Origin of the sequence: Brevundimonas balnearis (assembly GCF_042434805.1) — a bacterium.
GTDB classification, from domain to species: Bacteria; Pseudomonadota; Alphaproteobacteria; order Caulobacterales; family Caulobacteraceae; genus Brevundimonas; species Brevundimonas balnearis.
Map to the genome: position 1 here is coordinate 13,081 of NZ_JBHLSW010000007.1, position 22,042 is coordinate 35,122.

At 70.2% G+C, this 22,042-nt stretch carries 21 protein-coding genes, 1 tRNA gene and 1 other annotated feature; of the genes, 8 read left to right on the forward strand and 14 right to left on the reverse strand.

Features of this window, described 5'->3' with window-relative positions:
* Window positions 1-223 precede the first annotated feature (223 nt).
* The 5 genes from ACFFGE_RS09750 to ACFFGE_RS09770 all read left to right on the forward strand — a co-directional run bounded on the left by ACFFGE_RS09750 (window position 224) and on the right by ACFFGE_RS09770 (window position 5,783).
* Window positions 224-589 carry a YciI family protein gene (locus ACFFGE_RS09750; protein WP_376836168.1) on the forward strand — a complete coding sequence of 122 codons (366 nt, stop codon included), beginning with the start codon at window positions 224-226 and terminating at the stop codon, window positions 587-589.
* Window positions 590-591: 2 nt separating this feature from the next.
* The gene (locus ACFFGE_RS09755) at window positions 592-1,821 is read left to right on the forward strand and encodes an RNA polymerase sigma factor (RefSeq protein ID WP_376836719.1); all 1,230 of its coding nucleotides are present in this window, start codon (window positions 592-594) and stop codon (window positions 1,819-1,821) included.
* A gap of 9 nt (window positions 1,822-1,830) precedes the next feature.
* Window positions 1,831-2,343 carry an FKBP-type peptidyl-prolyl cis-trans isomerase gene (locus ACFFGE_RS09760; RefSeq protein ID WP_376836169.1) on the forward strand — a complete coding sequence of 171 codons (513 nt, stop codon included), beginning with the start codon at window positions 1,831-1,833 and terminating at the stop codon, window positions 2,341-2,343.
* A 93-nt stretch (window positions 2,344-2,436) separates the two neighbouring features.
* Complete coding sequence (locus ACFFGE_RS09765; protein WP_376836171.1) at window positions 2,437-4,404, forward strand: M61 family metallopeptidase; 1,968 nt, start codon at window positions 2,437-2,439, stop codon at window positions 4,402-4,404.
* An 89-nt stretch (window positions 4,405-4,493) separates the two neighbouring features.
* Window positions 4,494-5,783, forward strand: a complete 1,290-nt coding sequence (locus ACFFGE_RS09770) for a dicarboxylate/amino acid:cation symporter (protein WP_376836172.1) — start codon at window positions 4,494-4,496, stop codon at window positions 5,781-5,783.
* 81 nt (window positions 5,784-5,864) lie between these two features.
* Here ACFFGE_RS09770 and rplL read toward each other — a convergent pair whose 3' ends face one another.
* The 5 genes from rplL to hemF all read right to left on the reverse strand — a co-directional run bounded on the left by rplL (window position 5,865) and on the right by hemF (window position 8,919).
* Window positions 5,865-6,257, reverse strand: a complete 393-nt coding sequence (rplL, locus tag ACFFGE_RS09775) for a 50S ribosomal protein L7/L12 (RefSeq protein ID WP_376836173.1) — start codon at window positions 6,255-6,257, stop codon at window positions 5,865-5,867.
* Window positions 6,258-6,314: 57 nt separating this feature from the next.
* The gene (gene rplJ, locus ACFFGE_RS09780; protein ID WP_376836174.1) at window positions 6,315-6,830 is read right to left on the reverse strand and encodes a 50S ribosomal protein L10; all 516 of its coding nucleotides are present in this window, start codon (window positions 6,828-6,830) and stop codon (window positions 6,315-6,317) included.
* 313 nt (window positions 6,831-7,143) lie between these two features.
* Window positions 7,144-7,647, reverse strand: coding sequence for a DUF2059 domain-containing protein (locus ACFFGE_RS09785; protein WP_376836176.1), 504 nt, complete (start codon window positions 7,645-7,647; stop codon window positions 7,144-7,146).
* Window positions 7,648-7,738: 91 nt separating this feature from the next.
* Complete coding sequence (locus ACFFGE_RS09790) at window positions 7,739-8,050, reverse strand: antibiotic biosynthesis monooxygenase family protein (protein WP_376836177.1); 312 nt, start codon at window positions 8,048-8,050, stop codon at window positions 7,739-7,741.
* Entirely contained in the window at window positions 8,047-8,919 is an 873-nt protein-coding gene (gene hemF, locus ACFFGE_RS09795) for an oxygen-dependent coproporphyrinogen oxidase (protein WP_376836179.1), read from the reverse strand. Before hemF ends, ACFFGE_RS09790 begins: the two co-directional genes overlap by 4 nt.
* 95 nt (window positions 8,920-9,014) lie before the next feature.
* Here hemF and ACFFGE_RS09800 point away from each other — a divergent pair, with 95 nt between their 5' ends.
* Window positions 9,015-10,259 (forward strand): dipeptidase, encoded by a 1,245-nt coding sequence (locus ACFFGE_RS09800; protein WP_376836181.1) that lies wholly within the window; start codon window positions 9,015-9,017, stop codon window positions 10,257-10,259.
* Between the two features lie 4 nt (window positions 10,260-10,263).
* On the opposite strand, the gene ACFFGE_RS09805 is transcribed toward ACFFGE_RS09800, so the two are convergent.
* From ACFFGE_RS09805 to ACFFGE_RS09820, 4 genes are read right to left on the reverse strand one after another with little or no spacing between them, the layout of a single operon-like run.
* Window positions 10,264-12,246: an acetyl/propionyl/methylcrotonyl-CoA carboxylase subunit alpha gene (locus ACFFGE_RS09805; RefSeq protein WP_376836182.1), complete on the reverse strand. Its 1,983-nt coding sequence runs from the start codon at window positions 12,244-12,246 to the stop codon at window positions 10,264-10,266.
* A 31-nt stretch (window positions 12,247-12,277) separates the two neighbouring features.
* Entirely contained in the window at window positions 12,278-12,616 is a 339-nt protein-coding gene (locus tag ACFFGE_RS09810; protein WP_376836184.1) for a type II toxin-antitoxin system PemK/MazF family toxin, read from the reverse strand.
* Window positions 12,603-12,818, reverse strand: a complete 216-nt coding sequence (locus ACFFGE_RS09815; protein WP_376836186.1) for an AbrB/MazE/SpoVT family DNA-binding domain-containing protein — start codon at window positions 12,816-12,818, stop codon at window positions 12,603-12,605. Before ACFFGE_RS09815 ends, ACFFGE_RS09810 begins: the two co-directional genes overlap by 14 nt.
* Window positions 12,819-12,854: 36 nt before the next feature.
* Window positions 12,855-13,757 carry an enoyl-CoA hydratase-related protein gene (locus ACFFGE_RS09820; RefSeq protein ID WP_376836188.1) on the reverse strand — a complete coding sequence of 301 codons (903 nt, stop codon included), beginning with the start codon at window positions 13,755-13,757 and terminating at the stop codon, window positions 12,855-12,857.
* Window positions 13,758-14,013: 256 nt separating this feature from the next.
* Window positions 14,014-14,077: a sequence feature (sul1 is cis-regulatory element that is thought to sense ions involved in sulfur or methionine metabolism; They are found in Alphaproteobacteria), on the forward strand.
* 36 nt (window positions 14,078-14,113) lie between these two features.
* On the opposite strand from ACFFGE_RS09820, the gene ACFFGE_RS09825 reads away from it, so the two are divergent.
* Complete coding sequence (locus ACFFGE_RS09825) at window positions 14,114-15,595, forward strand: SulP family inorganic anion transporter (RefSeq protein WP_446680619.1); 1,482 nt, start codon at window positions 14,114-14,116, stop codon at window positions 15,593-15,595.
* A gap of 553 nt (window positions 15,596-16,148) precedes the next feature.
* Here ACFFGE_RS09825 and ACFFGE_RS09830 read toward each other — a convergent pair.
* Window positions 16,149-17,756, reverse strand: a complete 1,608-nt coding sequence (locus ACFFGE_RS09830; protein ID WP_376836189.1) for a carboxyl transferase domain-containing protein — start codon at window positions 17,754-17,756, stop codon at window positions 16,149-16,151.
* Window positions 17,757-17,930: 174 nt separating this feature from the next.
* Here ACFFGE_RS09830 and ACFFGE_RS09835 point away from each other — a divergent pair, with 174 nt between their 5' ends.
* Window positions 17,931-19,712, forward strand: coding sequence for a patatin-like phospholipase family protein (locus ACFFGE_RS09835; RefSeq protein WP_376836190.1), 1,782 nt, complete (start codon window positions 17,931-17,933; stop codon window positions 19,710-19,712).
* Window positions 19,713-19,770: 58 nt separating this feature from the next.
* Here ACFFGE_RS09835 and ACFFGE_RS09840 read toward each other — a convergent pair.
* From ACFFGE_RS09840 to ACFFGE_RS09855, 4 genes are all read right to left on the reverse strand, one after another.
* Window positions 19,771-19,847 (reverse strand) — tRNA-His (locus ACFFGE_RS09840).
* Window positions 19,848-19,956: 109 nt separating this feature from the next.
* The gene (locus ACFFGE_RS09845; RefSeq protein WP_376836192.1) at window positions 19,957-20,727 is read right to left on the reverse strand and encodes a M48 family metallopeptidase; all 771 of its coding nucleotides are present in this window, start codon (window positions 20,725-20,727) and stop codon (window positions 19,957-19,959) included.
* Between the two features lie 126 nt (window positions 20,728-20,853).
* Window positions 20,854-21,585 (reverse strand): energy transducer TonB, encoded by a 732-nt coding sequence (locus ACFFGE_RS09850; protein WP_376836193.1) that lies wholly within the window; start codon window positions 21,583-21,585, stop codon window positions 20,854-20,856.
* Between the two features lie 16 nt (window positions 21,586-21,601).
* Window positions 21,602-22,039, reverse strand: coding sequence for a biopolymer transporter ExbD (locus ACFFGE_RS09855; RefSeq protein ID WP_376836194.1), 438 nt, complete (start codon window positions 22,037-22,039; stop codon window positions 21,602-21,604).
* Window positions 22,040-22,042 lie beyond the last annotated feature (3 nt).

Consider the following 22,042-nt stretch of genomic DNA (forward strand, 5'->3'; position numbering starts at 1 on the left):
GGAGCGCGCCTTCGCTCCGGTCGGAGGGCGACGGACCGGGCCTCGGCGCTTTCGCGCGGACTCATGACGGAGTTGCGGAACGCGCTGATATACGCGCTTCTCAGGCGAAATAAAGGCCTGTCGGAAAAATCGCGCATCACCTGTCGAAACCGACGCCCCTCGCGCGTCTCCCTGTTGTCGCGCATGATCGGATGGGCCGGTCGGGCGGCGGGGAGACCACACCATGCAGTACGCTCTGCTGATCTATGAGAACGAGGCCGAGTCCTATCCGGACGGCGAAGCCGGTCAGGCCTGGCAGGACATCCTGGCGGCGCATTTCGCCTTCGGCGGCGAGCTGGCGCAGTCCGGGGCCATGCGCGGCGGCGCGGGCCTGAAGTCCAGTCAGCTGGCCACGACCGTCAAGGTCACGCCGGAGGGACGCACGGTCCACGACGGCCCCTTCGCCGAGACGCGCGAGCAGCTGGGCGGCCTCTACATGATCGAGGTCCCGGACCTGGACGCCGCCATCGCCTGGGCCAAGAAGCTGCCGATCGCCAAGCGCGGATCGATCGAGATCCGCCCGCTGCTGCCGACGCCCGAAGGGCTCTGAAACTGCTCGAGGCGGCGTTTCGCGAGCACGGCGGCCGGGTCGTTTCCGCCCTGGCCGCCGCCTTCCGCGATCTGGACCTGGCCGAGGAGGCGTTCGCGGACGCCTGTCTGCGCGCCCAGACCGCTTGGGCGGACGCGACGCCACGCGACCCGGCGGGCTGGCTCTACGCCGTCGCCCGGCGCGCGGCGCTGGACCGCCTGCGCCGTCGCGCCACGGCGCAGGCGCATCGTCCGGAGGAGACGCCGCCCGAGCCGACGCCGGAGGACCTGCTGTTGGCGGCCGAAACCCCCATTCCCGACGAGCGGCTGCGGCTGATCTTCGTCTGCTGCCACCCGGCCGTAAGTCCCGATGCGCGCGCGGCCCTGACGCTGCGCACCGTCTGCGGGCTGACCACCGCCGAAGTCGCGACCGCCTTCCTGACGCCCGAGGCGACGCTGGCCCAGCGCCTGGTCCGCGCCAAGAAGAAGATCGCAGAGGCCGGCGTGCCGTTCGAGGTCCCCTCCCCCGCCGCCTGGCCGGAGCGGATGGACGCGGTGCTGTCCACGCTCGAGATCGCCTACGCCCAGGCCCACGCGGACGCCGCGCTGGCCGGCCCGCACGCCGACTTCGCGCGGGAGGTGCTGACACTGAGCGGCCTCCTGGCCCGACTGGCCCCCGACGACCCCGAAGTCCAGGCTCTGGCGGCCACGGTCCGCTTCGCCGAGGCGCGCCGGCCCGCGCGGCTCGACGCATCCGGCGCGATGGTCCCGCTGACTGAACAGGACGCCAGGGACTGGGATTCGGTGCTGATGGCGGAGGCGGAAGCACACCTTCGCCGATCCGCCGCCCTGTCCCGCCAGGCGGCGCGCGCCCCCGGCCCGCGAGCGTTGCAGGCGGCGATTCATGCGGCCCACGCGGAGCGGCGGCGGAGCGGCGTGACGCCGTGGGCGGGCGTGCTGGCCCTCTACGACCTGCTGCTCGCGCATCGGTCGTATACGGTGGTCAGGGTGAACCGCGCGGTCGCCCTGGCCGAGATCGAGGGCCCGGCCGCGGGCCTCGCGGCGCTGGAGGCCGCCGCCGCGCCGGACTGGCTGCCCTATCAGGCGGCGCGCGCCGAGCTGCTGGCGCGGCTGGGACGGCCGGAGGCGAAAGCGGCCTATGACGCGGCGCTGGCGCTGGACCCGGCGCCGGCCGAGCGGCTGTTCCTGGAGGCCCGCCGAGGCGGGCTTGCCGGGCCAGGGGACGCTGGCTAGCGTCCGGCCATGAACATGCCTCGCCCGTTGCTCGTCCTTGCCGTCGTCAGCCTGCTGGCCGCCTGCGCGGCGCCGCCGCCGCCGGTTCCCGCCGCGCCGCCCGCCGGGGACCAGACGGCCTGGGAGACCGCGCAGGCGGCCCATCTCGCCTGGAACGGGGAGCGGCGCGGCTGGACCACCACGGCCAGCGGCCTTCAGTACCGCCGGGTCGGCGCGGCGAACCCGAACGGGGCGCAGCCGTCGGGCGCCGATGTGGTGGTCGTCCACTATCGCGGAACCTTCATCGACGGGCGCGAATTCGACAGCTCCTACAGCCGTAACGAACCCGCCGAGTTTCCCCTGAACCGCGTCATCCGCGGCTGGACCGAGGGCGTCGGGCTGATGCGCGCGGGCGAGACCTTCGAATTCGTGATCCCGGCCGAGCTGGCCTACGGTCCGCGGGGCGCCGGCGGGGGCGAGATTCCGCCGAACTCGGCCCTGAGGTTCACCGTCGAGCTGCTCGAGGTGAAGCCGGCCGGCTGATCCGCCGGTCCCTGCCAAGGGTTGACGCCCCGGACCGGGCGCCCTGATCTGCGGCCCCCCGCGCCTCGCGGTCAGTTGGATCCGGGATTACAGATGAAGTTCCTGCTTTCGGCGGGCGTCGCCGCCCTCGCCCTCGCCGCCGCCCTGCCGGCCGTCGCCCAGACCCCCGTCCTGACCGATCCGACGCAAGCCGCGCTGGCCCTGCCCCGCCCCCAGCCGACGATCCCGGCGCCGACCCGCGCCAGCTTCCCCGGGGTGATCCGGTATGAGGCCGACGTCACCGACCACGACCGGCGCATCATCAGCGTGCGCCAGACGATCCCCGTCCCGGCGGCGGGTCCCCTCACCCTGCTCTATCCCGAGTACCTGCCCGGCAACCACGCCGACACCGGGCCGATCCAGCTGCTCGCCGGCCTGACCGTGACCACGCCCGACGGTCGCCGGCTGGAGTGGCTGCGCGACACGCTGCAGCCGCACGCCTTTCACCTCGACGTGCCCGTCGGGGTGTCGGAGCTCAACGTCGCCTTCCAGTGGCTGACCCAGCCGGACGGCGGCCCCTGGCGCGTGGTGCAGACCCCGGACATGGTGAATATGCAGTGGGAGAAGGCGGTTCTGTATCCCGCCGGCTACGCCTCCACCGGGATCATGATCGAGCCGTCGATCCAACTGCCCGAGGGCTGGGGCTACGGCGTGGCGCTGGAGACGGTGGCGAACGAGGGGGGCCTCGCCCGGTTCGCGCCGGTCAGCCTCTACACCTTCGTCGACAGCCCGATGTTCGCGGGCCGGCACTATCGCCGCTTCGAGCTGGACGCCGAGGGGCCCTCGCCCGTGCACCTGAGCCTCATCGCCGACGAGGCCGCTCAGCTGGAGCCCGCCGAGGGCTTCATCGACAAGTATCGCCAGCTGGTGGTCCAGGCCGACCGGCTGTTCGGCGCGCGGCCCTTCGATCGCTACGAGTTCCTGGTCGCGGCGACGAGCGCGCTGGGCGGCATCGGGCTGGAGCACCACCGGTCGTCGGAGAACACCGTGCCGACCGACTTCTTCACGCGCGGGACCGGATCGCTGGGGGCGCGCCAGCTGCTGCCGCACGAGTACGTCCATTCCTGGAACGGCAAGTACATGCGCCCGGCCGACGAGCTGACGGCGAACTATAACGTGCCGACCCAGAACACCCTGCTGTGGGTCTATGAGGGGCTGACCTCCTACTGGGGCGAGGTGCTGGCCGCGCGTGCGGGGCTGGTGTCGAAGGAAGAGGCGCTGGCGGGACTGGCGGGACACGCGTCCTTCTACGAGACGCAGCCCGGCCGTCAGTGGCGGGCGCTGCAGGACACCAACAACCACAACCTGCTCGGCTATCGCGTGCCGGGCCAGTGGCCGTCTTGGATGCGCACCACCAGCGACTACTACGACGAGGCGCTGCTGGTCTGGCTCGACGCCGACACCCTGATCCGCGAGGCGACGGACGGGCGACGGTCGCTGGACGACTTCGCGCGCGGCTTCTTCGGACGGCTGGACGGGGAGGCCCAGGCGCGGGGCTATACGTTCGAGGAGGTGGTCGAGGCGCTGAACGCGGTCCATCCGATGGACTGGTCGGGCTGGCTGCGCGCGCGGCTGGACGCGGTCGGCCCCGACGCCGAGGCCCCGCTGGGCGGCATCGAACGCGGCGGCTACCGGCTGGTCTATGTCGAGGAGCCGAACGCGGTCGAGAAAGCCGTGAACCCCGGCTGGGCCAACGACTTCCAGGACACGCTGGGGTTCAACCTGACGTCGGCCAACCGCATCACCGGGGTCCGCTGGGGCTCGCCCGCCTTCGAACAGGGGCTGGGCGTGGGCTGGGACCTGATCGCGGTGAACGACAGCGCCCCGTCGGCGCAGGCGTTGCGCGACGCCATCACCGCCGCGAAGGGCGGAACCGAGCCGATCCGGCTGGTGGTCAGGAAGGACGACCGCGTGCGGACCCTTCCCTTCGCCTGGCACGAGGGCCTGCGCTACCCGCGGCTGGAGCGGGTGGCGGGGACGCAGGACCGGCTGGGCGACATCCTGGCCCCCCGCCGCCGCTGAACGCTCAAGGCGCCAGGACCAAATCGCCCTCGAGGCGTTGCGGCGAGCCGGCGGCGTTCACACATCGACCTGTCAGCCCGGGAGGCGCCATGCTTCGCCGCCTCTTCGCCACCCCGCTCTGGCAGCGGACCGCCGCCGGCCTCGTTCTCGGCGTGCTCGCCGGCCTTCTGCTCGGAGAGCGGGCCGGCGTCTGGCTGGACCCCATCGGCGACGTCTATCTGAACCTGATCCGGATGGTGGTGCCGCCGCTGGTGCTCCTGACCATCGCCTCGTCGATCGCCAAGCTGGGCGAGGGCGCGGGGGCCGCGCGCCTAGGGGCCCGCACCCTCGTCTGGTTCGCCGTCACGTCGCTGCTGGCGGTCCTGGTCGGCCTGGGCTTCGCGCACGCCTTCGATCCCGGCGTCGGCCTGGGTCCCCTGCCGCTCGGCGAGGTCAGGCCGCGCGAGATCCCGACGCCTCTCGAGGTGCTGATCGGCGTCGTGCCGACCAACCCCTTCCAGGCGCTGGCGGAGGGGCGGGTGCTGCAGATCATCTTTTTCTCGGCCCTGCTGGGCGCGGCGCTCGTGGCGCTGGGCGATCGCGCCCAGACCCTGAGGCGACTGGTCGACGAGGGCGCGAGCGTGATCTTCCGGATCACCCGCTGGATCATCCAGCTGACCCCGATCGGCGTGTTCGCCCTGATCGGGTCGGTCGTCGGCGGCTACGGCTGGGAGGCGCTGCTGCCGCTCGGCCGGTTCATCGCGGCCATCTATGCGGCCTGCCTGTTCCAGATCCTGGTCGTCTATGCGGGGCTGCTGAAGCTGCACGGGCTGAAGGCGTCGAGCTTCCTCCGGGGGGCCTTCGCCGCCCAGCAGACGGCCTTCGCCACCTCCTCCTCGCTGGCCACCCTGCCGATCACCCTGCGCCAGACGGTGGAGCGGCTGGGGGTGCCCCAGGCCTACGCCGCCTTCGCCGTGCCGCTCGGCGCCAGCGTGAAGATGGACGGCTGCGGCGCCATCTATCCGGCGGTCGCGGCGGTGTTCATCGCCCAGTACTTCAACATCGAGCTGAGCCTGACGCAGTATGTGCTGATCGGCCTGACGGCGGTGCTGGGATCCCTGGGCACCGCAGGGGTTCCGGGCACCTCGATCGTCATGCTGACGCTCACCCTGTCGACGGCGGGCCTGCCGCTGGAGGGGATCGGCTACATCATCGCCATCGATCGCGTGATCGACATGATGCGCACGGCGACGAACGTGACGGGCCAGATGCTCGTCCCCGTGCTGGTCGCGAAGGAGGAGCGCATGCTGGACGTCGAGGTCTATGACGGCCGCGTCGCCTGGCTGCCCGGCGACCCGACGGCGGAGGAGCCCGAGAGCGTGCGCGCCTCGGGCATCTGACGCGGGCGACCACCGGGCGAAAAGCGAACGGGCCGGGGATCGCTCCCCGGCCCGCTGAAGGTTTGGACGTGAGGTCCGATCTTACTTGATCGTGACCTTGGCGCCGGCTTCCTCGAGCTTCTTCTTGATCTCTTCGGCTTGCTGCTTGGAGACGTTCTCGACGACGTTCTGCGGAGCGCCTTCGACCAGGTCCTTGGCTTCCTTCAGGCCCAGGTCCGAGCGGACGCCGCGAACTTCCTTGATGACGTTGATCTTCTTGTCGCCGCCGTCGGTCAGGACGACGGTGAACTCGGTCTGCTCCTCAGCGGCTTCCGCCGGAGCGCCGCCAGCGGCGCCGCCGCCGGCCGGCATGGCCATGGCCACCGGAGCGGCGGCCGAAACGCCCCACTTCTCTTCCAGCAGCTTCGCCAGTTCGGCGGCTTCCAGAACGGTCAGCGAGGACAGGTCTTCAACGATCTTGGACAGGTCAGCCATGATTCAGTTTCCTTCGGGGAATGTTGGATTGAGGTCTTGAATGGAGATGGAGGGGTCTCAGGCGGCGTCCTTGGCGGCGTAGGCGCCGACGACGCGAGCCAGCTGGCCGGCCGGGGCCTGGATGACGCCGGCGACCTTGGTGGCCGGGGCGTTCAGCAGACCGATCAGGCTGGCGCGGATCTGGTCCAGCGACGGGAGCTTCGACAGAGCCTCCACACCCTTCGCGTCCAGGACCTTCTCGCCCATGAAGCCGCCCTGGATGACGAACTTGTCGTTACCCTTGGCGAACTCGCTCGTGACCTTGGCGGCGGTCACCGGGTCCGGCGCGAAGGCGATCCCGACGGGGCCCTTGAACAGCGTGTGATAGTCGCTGCCTTCGGACGCCTCGAGGGCCTTCAGGGCCAGGCGGTTCTTGACCACCTTGAACGCGGCGCCTTCCTTGCGAAGGCGGCCACGCAGGTCTTCCATCTCCGCAACGGTCAGACCCAGGTTGTGGGTCACGACCACGGCGCCGGCGTCGGCGAAGACGCCCTTCAGCGTCTCGATCGACTCGGCCTTTTGTGCGCGGTCCATTGCGGTCTCCGTTTACGCGTTCGCCGCCGGGACAGGCCCCGACGGCGTGTGGCCGCGCCCACGCGAAAGCGTGGTCACAGCCGGTCGTCTTGTCCGAAGGAAGGCTGAACCCGAAGCGCTCGCCCCGCGATGCGCGGGCCGACCGGTCGAAGGTTCATCGCATCCCCATCTCCCCCCAGGGCGGAACGGCCGTTCCGCGCTTACGATCCAGGCGACCCCTGGACCCCGAAGTTCTCGGACAGGTCCGCATCGATCCCTGAGGCTCGGCGCGGAAAGCGGGCTCTATAGACGAAGCCGCGCGGAAATCAACCGATCAGCTCTTGGCGGGGGCCAGGGGCACGGCGGAGGTGCAGTCGAACTCGGCGCAGAACTTGGACAACAGCTCGCCGGCTTCCTCGATGGCGATGGCGTCGATCGTCGGCTGGAGTTCGACGGCGAGCACGACGCTCTTGCGCAGGATTTCGCGCCCCATCGGCGTGTCGAAGAAGGCGACGAGGGCGGTGAGCTCCTCGAGGGTCAGGCGCCGGGCGTATTCCGGAGCCATCGCCTCGGCCACCTGATCGACGATGCCTTCGGCGAATCCGGGAAGCTGTCGCCGCATCCATTGCGCTTCCGGCCCGTCCGGATCCGGGTACTCGGCGACGATGGCGTCGGCCATGTCCGAGAAGACCTTGTTGAGGTTCTCTCCCGTCGACAGCGCGATGTAGCGCTGGGCCAGCGCCTCGCGCTCAGCGAGGTTGTCGCCCGCCTCCCGCGCCTGGGCCGCGCCGCCCAACAGCGCCGCCGCGAGAACGCCCGAAAGCAAGATTTTCAGCACCGTCCGCTCCTCCGCCATCTCGGGGGCACGCCGTCAGATGGGCACAGCACGCCCGGCCAGCCAAGCGGGAAACGTGATGAGCGCGGGCGGGCTACTCGATGACCTCGCCAGGTTCATAGAGGTGAGGCTCGAAGGTGGCCAGCGCCATGACGGGGCGCATTCCATCTACGACGTCCGGATGACGGGTCATGGCCTTCCAGTCCGCGGCCGTCTCCCAGACCACGTAGTTGGCCACCGTGCGGCCGTTCACGCCCCGGTGCAGCGTCGCGGAACGGAAGCCCTGAAGGCCGCGCTGGACCCGGTTCAGGGCGGTCAGGTGCTCCACCAACTCGTCCTGCTTGGACGCTTCGCACTTGAAGACGTTGATCAGGATGACGGGCGAGACGTCCTCGAGGTCGGTCATGGCCACTTCACCTCCGGCGGCATGGAACTCAGGATCGACTCGACGTTGCCTCCGGTCTTCAGCCCGAAGGTCGTGCCGCGATCATACAGCAGGTTGAACTCGACGTACCGCCCGCGCCGGACCAGCTGCTCCTCGCGCTCCTGGGGCGTCCAGGCCTCGCCCATCCGGCGGCGCACGATCTCGGGATAGACCTTCAGGAAGGCCTCGCCCACGTCGCGGGTGAAGGCGAAGTCCCGGTCCCAGTCGCCGGTGTCGTGGTGATCGTAGAAGACGCCGCCGATCCCGCGCGGCTCGTTCCGGTGCGGCAGGAAGAAGTACTCGTCGCACCAGGCCTTGTAGCGGGCGTGCCAGGCCGGGTCGTGGGCGTCGCAGGCGGCCTGCATCGCCGCGTGAAAGGTGATCGCGTCGGGCGCGTCCTGACGGCGGTCGACGTCGAGCACCGGCGTCAGGTCGGCGCCGCCGCCGAACCAGCTCTTCGTGGTGGCGATGAAGCGGGTGTTCATGTGCACCGCCGGCACACGCGGGCTTCTGGGGTGGACGATCAGGCTGATCCCGGTGGCGAAGAAGCGCGGATCCGCCTCGGCCCCCGGCACCTGCTTCGCATAGTCGGCGGGGAAGGTTCCATGCACCGTCGAGACATGGACGCCGGCCTTCTCGAACAGGCGGCCGTGCAGCATGCCCATGACCCCGCCGCCGCCTTCGGCCCGATCCCAGGCGGTGCGCACGAAGCGGCCCGGCGCGCCCGGAAAGAGCGCGTCGGAGGCCTCGTCCTCCAGGGTCTCCAACGCCGCGTGGATGCGGTCGCGCAAGTCCTCGAACCAGGCCCGGGCGCGGGCCTTGCGGTCATCCATGACGGCGGCGTCGATCATGGGCGCCTTCAAGCACAGGCGGGTGCGTCGCGCCATGCCGCTTGCGCGCCGGGAAGGCGCGGCTGCAAAGTCGCGCGTCAGTTCTGGAGCCCTCGATGATCCGCACCGTCCTCGCCGCCGCCCTGATCGCCGCCGTCGCCGCGCCCGCCGCCGCTCAGCAGACGCCGGAGCATGACCGGGTGATGCGGCTGCTCCAGCGCACGCCGCTGATCGACGGACACAACGACCTGCCCTGGGCGCTGCGCCAGGACTTCAACTCGGATCCCTACGCCGTGGATCTGAACAGCGACCTGTCGGGGTCGACCGAACTGCACACCGACATCCCGCGCCTGCGCGCGGGCGGCGTGGGGGGCCAGTTCTGGTCCGTCTATGTGCCCGCCGGCCTGCCGCCCCTGGAGGCGGCGCGCGCCACCTTCGAGCAGATCGACCTGCTGCGCCGGATCGTCGCCGCCCACCCGGACGCCTTCGAGATCGCCCTGACCGCCGACGACGTGGTGCGCATCCATCGCCAGGGGCGTATCGCCAGCCTGATCGGCATCGAGGGCGGCTATTCCATCGCCGACTCGCTGGGCCTGCTGCGGGAGTTCCAGCGTGCGGGGGTGCGCTACATGACGCTGACCCACTCCACGACCATCAGCTGGGCCGACTCCGGCACCGACGCGCCGCGCCACGACGGCCTGTCGCCGTTCGGCGAGGCGGTGGTGCGCGAGATGAACCGCATCGGCATGCTGGCCGATCTGAGCCACGTCTCGGAAGCGACGATGGTCGACGCCATGCGCGTATCGGACGCGCCGGTGATCTTCTCCCACTCCTCCGCGCGGGGGGTGACGGACCATCCCCGGAACGTGCCCGACAGCGTGCTGCGCGCCCTGCCCGAGGACGGCGGGGTGGTGATGATCACCTTCGTGCCGGGCTTCATAAACGAGACGGTGCGCCAGTGGAGCGCCGCGCGCGCCGCCGAACAGGCCAGACTGCGCAGCCTTCATCCCGAAGCGGCCGAACGCGTCACCGAGGGCCTGACGGCGTGGGAGGCGGCCAACCCGGCCCCGCGCGCCACGATCGACGACATCGTCGCCCACATCCAGCACGTGCGCGACGTGGCGGGGGTGGACCACGTCGGCCTGGGCGGCGACTTCGACGGCATCTCCAGCCTGCCCGAGGGGATCACCGGGGTGGACGCCTATCCGGCGATCCTGGCCGAGCTGATGCGGCGCGGCTGGAGCGACGCCGACATCAGGAAGCTCGCGGGCGAGAACGTCCTGCGGGTGCTGCGCGCCGCCGAGGCCGTCGCGCGGGACAAGGCCGGCGAGCGGCCCAGCCTGGCGCGGATCGAAGGCTGAGGGCTCAGGCCGCGGCCTTCACCACCGCCAGCACCGCGCCCTCGGTGGCCTGATCCCCCACCGCGACCGACAGGGTCTCGACCACGCCGTCGAAGGGCGCGGTCAGGGCGTGCTCCATCTTCATGGCCTCCAGCACCACGACGGGCTGGCCCTTGGCCACCGCGTCCCCAGCCTTCAGCTGCGCGGCGACGATCTTGCCCGGCATGGGGGCGCGGAGCGCGCCGTCGGAGGCGCCGCCGGCCGCGCCGCGATCGGCGATGGGGCCCCGCCAGCGCACGGGGATCGCTTCCCCGTCCGCGAAAAGGATGTCCTCGTCCCCCTCGCCGTAGGCCCAGCCGAAGGTGCGCCCGTCGACGCGAATGCTCTGCCCCTGCACCTCGGCGGTCAGATCACCGATCCGCCACATGGGTTCGCCCCCGTCGGCGAGCACGCCGCGCGCCAGCTTTCGACCGCCCATGCGTATGGCGTAGGTCGCGCGCGGCCCGGCGTTCAGACGGAATCCGTAGGTCGAGCCCGGCAGCCCCTCGAAGGGACCCGCCCGATCCGCGCCGCGGTAGAAGACCCGGCTGTGCCACTCGTTCTCCGCCGCCAGGGCCAGGGCCGCAGCCTCCACCGAGGCGTCGGCCCGCCATTCGAGAGCCTCGCTCTCCGCCGCGATCAGGCCGGTGTCGACGTCGCCGACGACGAAGCGCGGGTGCTCCAGGCAGCGCTTCAGGAAGCCCGCGTTGGTCTTGATGGGCCAGACCTCGACCTCGCCGCAGGCCTCGGCCAGGCGCGCGGCGGCGGCTTCGCGGGTCGGTTCGTGGACGATCAGCTTGGCGATCATGGGATCGTAGAACTGGCTGACCTCGCCGCCCTGCTCGACGCCCGTGTCGACGCGGACGTCGTCCGGCAGGTGGAAGTGCTCCAGCTTGCCGATCGAGGGCAGGAAGCCGGAGGCCGGATCCTCCGCATAGAGGCGCGCCTCCATGGCCCAGCCGTTCAGGTTGATCTGGTCCTGCTTCAGCGGCAGGGGCTCGCCGGCCGCGACGCGGAACTGCCACTCGACCAGGTCCTGGCCGGTCACCATTTCGGTCACCGGATGCTCGACCTGGAGCCGGGTGTTCATCTCCATGAAGTAGATGCGGTCGCCGCGCAGGCCGTCCGACGCATCGGCGATGAACTCGATGGTGCCCGCGCCCTCATAGTTCACGGCCTTCGCCGCCCGCACGGCGGCGGAGGTGACCGCGGCGCGGGTCGCCTCGTCCATGCCGGGCGCGGGCGCCTCCTCGATCACCTTCTGGTGGCGGCGCTGGAGCGAGCAGTCGCGCTCGAACAGGTGCACGACCTCGCCGTGGCTGTCGCCGAACACCTGCACCTCGATGTGGCGCGGGCGGGTGATGTAGGTCTCGAGCAGCACGCGGGGGTCGCCGAAGGAGGACTGGCCCTCCCGCTGGGCGCTGGCCAGCGCGGCGGCGAAGTCGGCGGGGTCGTCGACCCGCTTCATGCCCTTGCCGCCGCCGCCCGCGACCGCCTTGATCAGGATGGGGTAGCCGATGCGGTCGGCCTCGGCCGACAGCGTCTCCAGCGACTGGTCCTCGCCCTGGTAGCCGGGGGTGACGGGCACGCCCGCCTCGATCATCAGCTTTTTCGCCGCGTCCTTCAGGCCCATGGCGCGGATGGCGGCGGGCGGCGGGCCGATCCAGACGATGCCGGCCGCCATGACCGCCTCGGCGAAGTCGGCGTTCTCGGACAGGAAGCCATAGCCGGGGTGGATGGCCTCGGCGCTCGTGGCCTTCGCGGCCTCCAGGACCTTCGTGGCGTCGAGATAGGATTCCCGCGCGGGCGCCGGACCCAGGCGGACGACGTCGTCGGCCATCCTCACATGCGGCGCCTCGGCGTCCGCGTCGGAATAGACGGCGATGGTCCGCATCCCCATCCGCTGAGCGGTGCGGAACACACGACAGGCGATCTCGCCGCGATTGGCGACCAGCACGGATTTGAACATGGGTGTGTTCTAGAGTGTCGAGTGGCGAGTGTCAGGCGACGAATAGGCCGCTGAGTGTCTGGCGGACCGTCGCCCGCAGATCGGCGGGGGCCGTCCCGACCCTGTCGATCCGCTCGGCCTCGACGGTGGCGATCTTCGCGGTCCTGACCACCGATGGGGCCGGCAGTCCACAGGCCCGATGTTCGGGGCCGACATCGACGTCCCCGGGCCAGGGGCGGTTCTCCGCGCTGGTGATCATCAGGACCCACACCATCCGTCGCTCCTCGCCCAGGCCGGCCGCGACGACGAGCGCGGGGCGGTGCTGGCGGGTCTCCCGATCCGTGTAGGGAAACGGCGCACGAACGACGTCGCCGAACTCAAAAGTCGGCATAGGCCCGGCGATCGGCGTCGCCGTCCCACTCGTCGAAGGTCGCGAAAGGATCATCGCGCTGGGGCTCGCGCGCCTTGGTGAGGCGGACGTGGCCATCGACGATCTCATAAGCCACGGCGTCGCCCGGTCCCAGCCCCAACGCCGTGCGGACCGCCTGAGGGATTGTGGTCTGAGCCTTGGTGGTGATACGGCTGATGATCATGGCGTAAGGATAATCCTTACCGACGCCTCCGCCAAGTCACTCCGCCCAGCGGGGCTTCTTGCGCTCCAGGAAGGCGCGGACGCCCTCCTGGCCTTCGTCGGAGACACGGGCGCGGGCGATGCGTTTGGCGGTGTCGTCCATCAGGCCGCTGTCGATCCGGTGGCCGGCGACCGAATGGGTCAAACGCTTGGCGTCGCCCATCGCGCCGGGCGCGCTGGTCCTGAGCGAGGCGCTGAGCTGGTCCACGAAGCCGGGGATCGCGGCGCCGTCCGGCAGCACGGCGTCGACCAGGCCGATGGCGGCGGCGTAGTCCGCGTCGAACGCATTGCCGGTCATGAACAGCTGGCGCGCCTTTCGCGCCCCCACCGCCTCGACGACATAGGGACTGATCGTCGCCGGGATCAGGCCCAGCTTGACCTCGGAGAAGGCGAAGCGCGTCCCCTTCACCGCCACGGCCATGTCGCAGGCGGCCACCAGCCCCGCGCCCCCGCCCATCGCCGCGCCCTCGACCAGGGCGACGGTCAGCGCCGGGATGTCGTGCAGGCTCTTGAGCATCCTCGCCAGGCCCATGGCGTCGTCGCGGTTGTCGCCCTCGGACCAGTCCACCGCGTCGCGCATCCAGCCCAGGTCCGCGCCCGCCGAGAACGTGCCCCCCGCGCCCCGCAGGAACACCGCGCGGACGTGGTCGGCGCCGTGCAGGGTCTCGAACGCCTCGTTGAGCGCGGCGATGGTGGCGGCGTCGAAGGCGTTCTTCTTCTGCGGCCGGTTGATGGTGACGAAGACGATCCCGTCAGGCGTGCCCTCGACCCGCACCAGCCGGTCGTCGGCGTCCGGCGCCGGATCGGCCAGAAAGGGATGGACGATGCGGTTGATCTCCGCCGCCTCGGCGTCGGTGATGTCGAGCGCGTTGGGGTCGGGGTCGATGGGGGTTTTGGTCATCGGAAGCTCCTTCGGGACATCAACGCGCGATAGGCGTAGGAGTGAACAGTGCTCGTGAGCAAGGGGTGAGCCGGGCGAAGCGATGCCTTTGCTCACGACTTGCTCACTGGTGCTCCTCACCCCCCTTCTCACATCCTGAACACGGCGGGGAGTAGATGGCGACCAGCGCGGCCGACCGCATCGGCGGGCCTCCACGGCCTTGACCGCGCCCCGGACCTTGCTTTGGTCGCCTGTCAGGGGCATTAGGCGCGGCAACCTTGGACCCGCGCCTGCCGCCAGGCGACGGGTGGCTATCCTGACCGCCCATCCGTCAGGAAACCGAGCCGCGCGATGCGGCAGAACCTACTGACATGCACATGTCCATGATCGCTTCCGCGCGCCAGCAATGGCTCGCCAATCCTCGCCGCGACCTGCTGGCGGGGACGGTCGTCGCCTTGGCCCTGATCCCCGAGGCCATCGCCTTCTCCCTTATCGCGGGGGTCGATCCGGCGGTGGGGCTCTACGCCAGCTTCGTCATCGCCGTGACGATCGCCTTCGTCGGCGGACGTCCGGCCATGATCTCGGCGGCGACCGGGGCGATGGCCCTTCTAATGGTCGGCCTCGTGCGCGATCACGGGCTGGAGTACCTTTTCGCGGCCTCGCTGCTGACCGGCGTCTTCCAGATCGTCGTGGGCCTGTTCAGGCTGGGCCGTTACATCAAGTTCGTCTCTCGGAGCGTCATGACGGGCTTTGTGAACTCGCTGGCGATCCTGATCTTCCTCGCCCAGATGCCCGAGTTGATCGGGGCGAACTGGCAGACCTTCGCGCTGGTCGGGGCGGGCTTGGCGATCATCTACGGCTTTCCGCTGATCACCAGAGCGGTGCCCGCGCCCCTGATCGCCATCGTGGCTCTGAGCGCACTGACGATGCTCACGGGCGCCGATGTGCGGACGGTCGGCGACATGGGGCAACTGCCCTCCGCACTGCCGGCCTTTCACATCGCCGACGTCCCTCTGACTTGGGAGACCCTGGCCATCATCGCGCCCGTGTCGGCGACCCTGGCTTTCGTCGGTCTGCTGGAAAGCCTGCTCACCGCCAATCTGCTGGACGACATCACCGACACCCCTTCCGACAAGGACCGCGAGACCCGCGGCCAGGGCATCGCCAATATCGCCGCGTCCCTGTTCGGCGGCATGGCGGGCTGCGCCATGATCGGTCAGTCGATCATCAATGTGACCTCCGGCGCGCGAGGCCGCTTGTCAACGCTGTGGGCCGGCCTGTTTCTGCTGTTTCTGATCCTTGTGCTCGGACCCTGGGTCGCTCAGATCCCGATGGCCGCCTTGGTGGCCGTGATGATCATGGTTTCGGTCGGCACGTTCGATTGGGGATCGGTCATCAAGCTGCGCTCAACGCCGCTCCAGTCGTCCATCGTCATGATCGCCACGACAGCGACCGTGGTCGTCACCCATGATCTGTCCAAGGGGGTGGTGCTCGGCGTGATCCTCTCTGCCGTCTTCTTCATGCGCAAGGTCGGCAAGACCATCGGAGTCGAGGAGATCGAGACGCCGGAAGACGGCGTGCTGCGCTACCGGGTCACGGGAAATCTGTTCTTCGCCTCAGCGGACTTTTTCGCCGCCGCCTTCGAGCATCACGGTCATCCCAGACGCGTCGAGATCGACATGACCGGGGCGCATCTGTGGGACCTCACCGGCGTTGCGGCGGTGGACAAGGTCGTGTTCCGCTATCGCCGCCAGGGCGCCGACGTCGAGGTCATCGGCATGAACCAGGCTGGTCGAACCCTGATCGACAAGGTCGGCAGGCATGACAAAAGCCACCTCCCCGTGGGCGTCGCCCACTGATCTCAGAGGGTTCCATCCGCGAGGCGGACGACCATGGCGCGCGCGCGCGAGTCGCCGGGGCGGTGGTGTCCATTCAACGCCGCCGGCCTCCGCTACGGACCCCCTCGGCGTCCATGACTTGACGGTCCGTCGTTGTCTGCGGACAGTTGAGGCTTCGAGAGGGAGACGGCGATGCTCAAACGCGTTCTTCCGGTGATCGCAACCAGCGCCTTATCGGCCTGCGCCTCGGACCTGACGTCCTCTAGCCCGCTCGACGCGACGGCCACACAGAGGCAGATGGACTCCACGGCCTGCACCCAGCAAGCGCGGACGAACCCCGTCTATCCCCCTTCGAGTCCTCTCCACCATCCCGCACCGAATTTTGATCGGGACCTGGCTCGCGTGGATCGCGCGGCCCGGATTCAGGCCAGCATCTATGACCACTGCATGCAGGCCAAAGGCTACGCCCGGACGCGCTGAGTAAGGGCCGCCGATCTGGGTTGCACGAGGCCGGAGCAGTCGCTGACGTTGAAGCGACGTGTCGGCGTCCAACTCACCGCCGGCGTTGAGCCCATCACATCCTGAACACCCCGAACCGCGTCCCCGGCACGGGCGCATTGAGGCTCGCGCTAATCGCCAGGCCGAGCACGTCCCGCGTCTGCACCGGGTCGATGATTCCGTCGTCCCACAGGCGGGCGGTGGCGAAATAGGGGCTGCCCTCGTCCTCGTAGCGTTGCCGGATCGGGGCTTTGAACTCGGCCTCCTCTTCGGCGGACCAGGTCTCGCCCTTGGCCTCCATGGCGTCGCGCTTGACGGTGGCCAGCACGCTGGCGGCCTGTTCGCCGCCCATGACGCTGATCCGGCTGTTGGGCCAGGTGAACAGGAAGCGCGGGGAATAGGCCCGGCCGCACATGCCGTAGTTGCCGGCGCCGAAGCTGCCGCCGATCAGGACGGTGAACTTCGGCACTTCTGCACTGGCGACGGCGGTGACCAGCTTGGCGCCGTTCTTGGCGATGCCCTCGGCCTCGTACTTCCCGCCGACCATGAAGCCCGAAATGTTCTGCAGGAACACCAGCGGGATCTTCCGCTTGCAGGCCAGCTGGATGAAGTGGGCGCCTTTCAGCGCGCTTTCGCTGAACAGCACCCCGTTGTTGGCCAGGATGGCGACCGGATAGCCCCAGATGCGGGCGAAGCCGCAGACCAGCGTCGTGCCGTAGTCGCGCTTGAACTCGTCGAAGTCCGAGCCGTCGACCACCCGCGCGATCACCTCGCGCACGTCATAGGGCGCGCGCACGTCGTCGGGGATCAGGCCGTACAGCTCCTCCGGGTCGAAAGCGGGGGCCTGGGGCTCGCGAACGTCCAGCGGCATGGGCTTGGTGATGTTCAGGTCGGCGACGATGGCGCGCACGATCTCCAGCGCGTGCTCGTCGTTCTCCGCCACATGATCGACCACGCCGGACCGCCGGCCGTGGGTCTCGGCGCCGCCCAGTTCCTCTGCGCTGATGACCTCGCCGGTCGCGGCCTTCACCAGCGGGGGACCGGCCAGGAAGATGGTGCCCTGGTTGCGGACGATCACCGTCTCGTCCGACATGGCCGGGACATAGGCGCCGCCGGCGGTGCAGCTGCCCATCACACAGGCGATCTGGGGGATTTCGGCCGCGCTCATCCGGGCCTGGTTGAAGAAGATGCGGCCGAAGTGGTCGCGGTCGGGAAACACCTCGGCCTGATGCGGCAGGTTCGCCCCCCCGGAGTCCACCAGATAGACGCACGGAAGCCGGTTCTGCTCGGCGATCTCCTGGGCGCGCAGGTGCTTCTTGACCGTCAGGGGGAAGTAGGCCCCGCCCTTCACCGTCGGATCATTGGCGACGATCATCACCTCGCGGCCGGACACGCGCCCCACGCCGCAAATCATGCCCGCGCCCGGCGCCTCGCCGCCGTACATGCCGTAGGCGGCCAGCTGGCCGATCTCCAGGAACGGCGAGCCGGGGTCGAGCAGGCGCTCGACCCGGTCGCGCGGGAGCAGCTTGCCGCGCTTCACATGGCGCTCGCGGCTGGCCTCGGGCCCGCCCAGCGCCGCCTCGGCGACCCGGGCGTAGAGCTCGTCGCGGAGCGCCCGATTGTGCGCCTCCAGCGTCTTGAAGGCGGGGCTCTGGCGGTCGAGGGACGAGGTCAGCTTCGGCATGGGGCCGGTTTAGGGGAAGCCGCGCCGGTCGGGAAGCACAGGCCTGTCGCCCGGCGCCCCCGCCTCGCCCGCTCGCGCGTTGACGCCCGGACGCGCGCGCCCTTGCGCCTTAACCAAACCGCGCCACCTTCGCATTAGGGTGAGGCCGATGAACGGGGACGCCAGATGGGGCTGATGGGCCGCAGACGCCGCGCCGACACCTTCGAGGCCGCCCTGGCGCGGGTGTTCGAACGCGAGGCCTCGACACGCGCCAGCTGGTTCACCCTGACCTCGGGCGAGCCGCTGTTCGTCGCCGGCGCGCCGTCCGACACCCTCTATCTGCTGCGCTCCGGGCGCCTGGGGGTGTTCACCGACGGCATGAACGGCGAGCCGGAGCTGAAGGGCGTCGTGCGGCCGGGGGAGCCCGTCGGCGAGATGGCGCTGGTGGCCGAGACGCCGCACACGGCCACCGTCGTCGCCCTGCGCGACAGCGAGATGCTGGCCCTGCCCAGGGACGCGTTCCTTGAGGCCGCCCGCGGCGATCCCGACCTGCTGGTCGAGCTGGCGCGGCTGATGGTGCGCCGCAGCCGGGACCGCACGGAGGGCGGGGCCCACCCGACGGTCTTCGGCTTCGTCGCCGCCCGGCCACGGCCCATCCGGGCGTTCGTGGAGCGGGTCGCAGCGGGGATCCAGGCGCTGGGCTTCACGGTGCAGGTGGTCGATCAGTCGGCCCTGAGCTCGGTCGCGGAATGGTTCGCCCGGGTCGAGGACACGCACGACTTCGTCCTTTACGTGGCCGAGCGGGAGGAGACCGCCTGGGCCGCCCTGTGCATGCGCCAGGTCGATCACCTGTTCCTGGTCGGCGACGCCCTGGCCGCGCCGTCGACGGACCTGGTCCCCTCCCCCACCCAGGCCTTGCGGCGTCAGTCGCGCGATCTGATCCTGATGCGGCCACGCGGCATGACGCGGCCCGCCAACACCCGGGTCTGGCTGGACGCGCTGCAGCCCAACCGCTGGTTCCAGGCGCGCGAGGACGAGGACGGCGACGCTGCGCGCATGGCGCGAGTGATTTCCGGCGCCTCCATCGGCCTGGTGCTGTCCGGCGGGGGTGCGCGGGCCTATGCCCACATCGGCGCGGTGCGGGCGCTGCGCGAAGCCGGGGTGATGATCGACTTCGTCGGCGGCGCCTCCATGGGGGCCGTGGTCGGGGCGGGCGTGGCGCTCGGCTGGGATGACCGGGAGATGGACGAGCGCATCCGCAGGGCCTTCGTGGACTCCAGCCCCCTGGCCGACATCGCCTTCCCGCTGATCGCCATGACCCAGGGCCGCAAGGTGCAGCGCCTGCTGGAGCAGGCCTATGGCGACCAGGCGATGGAGGATCTGCTGCTGCCGTTCTACTGCGTGTCGTCCAACCTGACGCGCGGCGAGATCGAGGTGCACCGGCGCGGTCCCCTGAAGCAGGCGATCCGGGCGACGATCTCCCTGCCCGGCGTGTTGCCGCCCGTGGTGTCGCGGGGCGAGGTGCTGGTGGACGGGGCGGTGCTGGACAACTTCCCCACCAAGACCATGAAGCGGCTGAACGCCGGCCCGGTGATCGGCGTGGACCTGTCGCGCATGCGGGGCGTGGACGCCGAGACGCTCGAACGGCCGCCGTCGTGGTGGAAGTGGCTGCTGACCGGCGAGTGGAAGAAGGGCACGCCGATCGTGTCGATCCTGATGCGGTCCGCCACCATCACCACGGACGCGGAGCTGGAAATCGCGCGCGAGGAGACCGATGTCCTGATCCAGCCCAATCCGGGCGGCGTCGATATCCGGGACTGGAAGGCCTATGAGCCCGCGGTCGCGGCCGGCCATGCGGCGGCGGTCGAGGCCCTCGCCGGGGTCGAGACGCCGCTGACGCATCTGCGCCGCAAGGGCGCGGCGGCGCGGCTGATCGAGACGGATATGACTGGCGAACCGCAGGCGGCCCAGGCGTGACGGGGACGGTGCCCGAGTGCGGAAGGCCACGCGGGCCGGGCCGCATTGCCGAGGACGATGGTACCGCCTCCCCGGATCGAACGGGGGACCTCCAGTGCCACAAACTGGCGCTCTAACCAACTGAGCTAAGGCGGCATCGCTCCAGCGCTCCGAACGCTGGGCCCCGGCGGACGTGGCCGCAGGGACCGCGTTCGGTCTGGGACGGCTTCTCTAGTCGTCCCGCGCGAAAAGTCAAAGCCCGGCGTCAGGAATAGCCGCGCTGGGCGATGTACTGCTGCAGCTGCTGGATGCGGGTGGCGTCCGACGGGTGGGTGGAGGCGAACTCCGGCGTGCCGCTCTGACGCTGGGCGGCCATGATGCGCCACAGCTCCACCGCCTCCGAGGGGCGGTAGCCGGCGCGAGCCATGAAATCGACCCCGATGCGATCGGCCTCCAGCTCGTCGCGGCGCGAGAACGGCAGCAGCCCGCCGTACTGGGCGAAGATGGAGGCGAGGCCGCCGGCCTGCTGGCCATAGTCGCCGGCGGCGCCCTGGACGGCGGCGACGCCGACCTGGGCGAGGGCGGTGGAGCTGGCCCGCTCGGCCGCGTGACGGGCGACCACGTGGGCGACCTCATGGCCGATGACCGTGGCCAGCTGGTCGTCGTTGCGGACGAGCTGGAGCAGCGCGGTGGTCACGCCGATCTGGCCCGACGGCAGGACGAAGGCGTTGGGCGCGTCGTTGACGAAGACCGCGTAGTCCCAAGAGCGGTCGGTCAGGCCGGCCGCCTGCACGATGCGCTCGCCGACGCGACGGACCCGCGTGGTCTGGCTCTGGTCGCGGCTCAGGGGCTGGGTGCGGATGGCCTGGGCCCAGGCGGCGTTCGACTGCTGGATCAGGGATCCCTCGTCGACCAAGACGAGCTGGTTACGGCCGAGCGTCTCGTTGTAGGCGCAGGCGCCCAGGGCAGCGGTCAGGCCGACGACGACGGCGGACGTTACGCCGCGGCGACGAAGGGCGGGGGTGAGCAGGCGCATCCGGAATCCTCCCAGGCGGTTCAGTCAGCCACAACGAACAGACAGCCGCTTAGCTTCATCGCACGCAACGAAAAACGCCCCGCGGCGAACCGCGGGGCGTTCTGTCTCGAGACCGGGGGTCCGGTCTTACTCCGGCGCGTTCCACACGATCGGAATATTCACCCGGGCGCCGCCGACGGGAGCCCCGTCGCGCGTCTGGGGACGCATCTGGAACCGCGAGCACAGCTGCACGGTGGCCCGGCCGAAGCCCTGACCCGCCGGCTCTTCGCTCACGACGGTGCAGTTCTCGACGCGACCGCTCTCGGTCACGACGCCCTGAACCGTGGCCCGGCCGCTGACACCACGCTCCAGCGCGCGTTCCGGATAGAACCGGGCCAGGTCGGCGCCGCTGGGACGACGGACCCAGTCCGGGGTGGTGATCACCGACGGACGGACCGGAGCCGGCGGAGCCGGCGGCGGCGGCGGGCCGGGGACGATGACGGGCGGACCGGTGTATTCGACGCGGTCTTCCTTCTTCGTCGGCTCGATGTTGATCGTCACCGGCGGCGGCGGCGCGTTGGTCGTCACGACCGGCTCGCGCACCTGAAGCTTCGGCGGCGGCGGCGTGTCCGGCGGCGGCGGCGGCGGCGGGGGCGGAGGAGGCGGCGGAGGCGCCGGCTCGATCAGCTCCACGTCGACCGCGTCGTCGGTGTATTCGAACGGTTGCAGTTCGAACTTCGACTTGTACAGCCAGACGCCCGCGGCGATGTGCAGGATCGCGGAGACCGCGATGCCGACGATCGCCCCCGTGGACAGCCCCTTCTTCTTGCGGGGCGGATCCAGGATCGGATCGCGGTGGGCGTGGGTTTCAGCAGTCATGCTTTCTCCTGCCCCCTTACGACGTCGACTGGTCTTCGCCCACCAGGGCGACGGAATAGAAGCCGTTGTCCTGCAGCGCGTTCATGACCTGCATGAAGTCGCCGTAGCGGGTCGTCTGGTCCGCCCGGATGAAGATGCGCTCGTCTTCCGGGTTACGCGAACCAATCTGATCCGTCAGGTCCTGGCCCAGGGTCGACACGTCGGTCCGGAAGTCGCCGACGTAAACGTCGCCGTCCGACTGGATCGAGATGTAGACCGGCTTCGGCGGGTTCTGGGCGGGCGGCGCGACCGCCCGCGGGAGCTCGATGGGCACCGACACGGTGGCGAGCGGAGCCGCCACCATGAAGATGATGAGCAGGACGAGCATCACATCGACGAACGGCGTGACGTTGATCTCGGAGTTCTGCTCAATGGCGTACTTGCCACCCCCCGAACCGGAGAGTTTGGCGCCCATCTA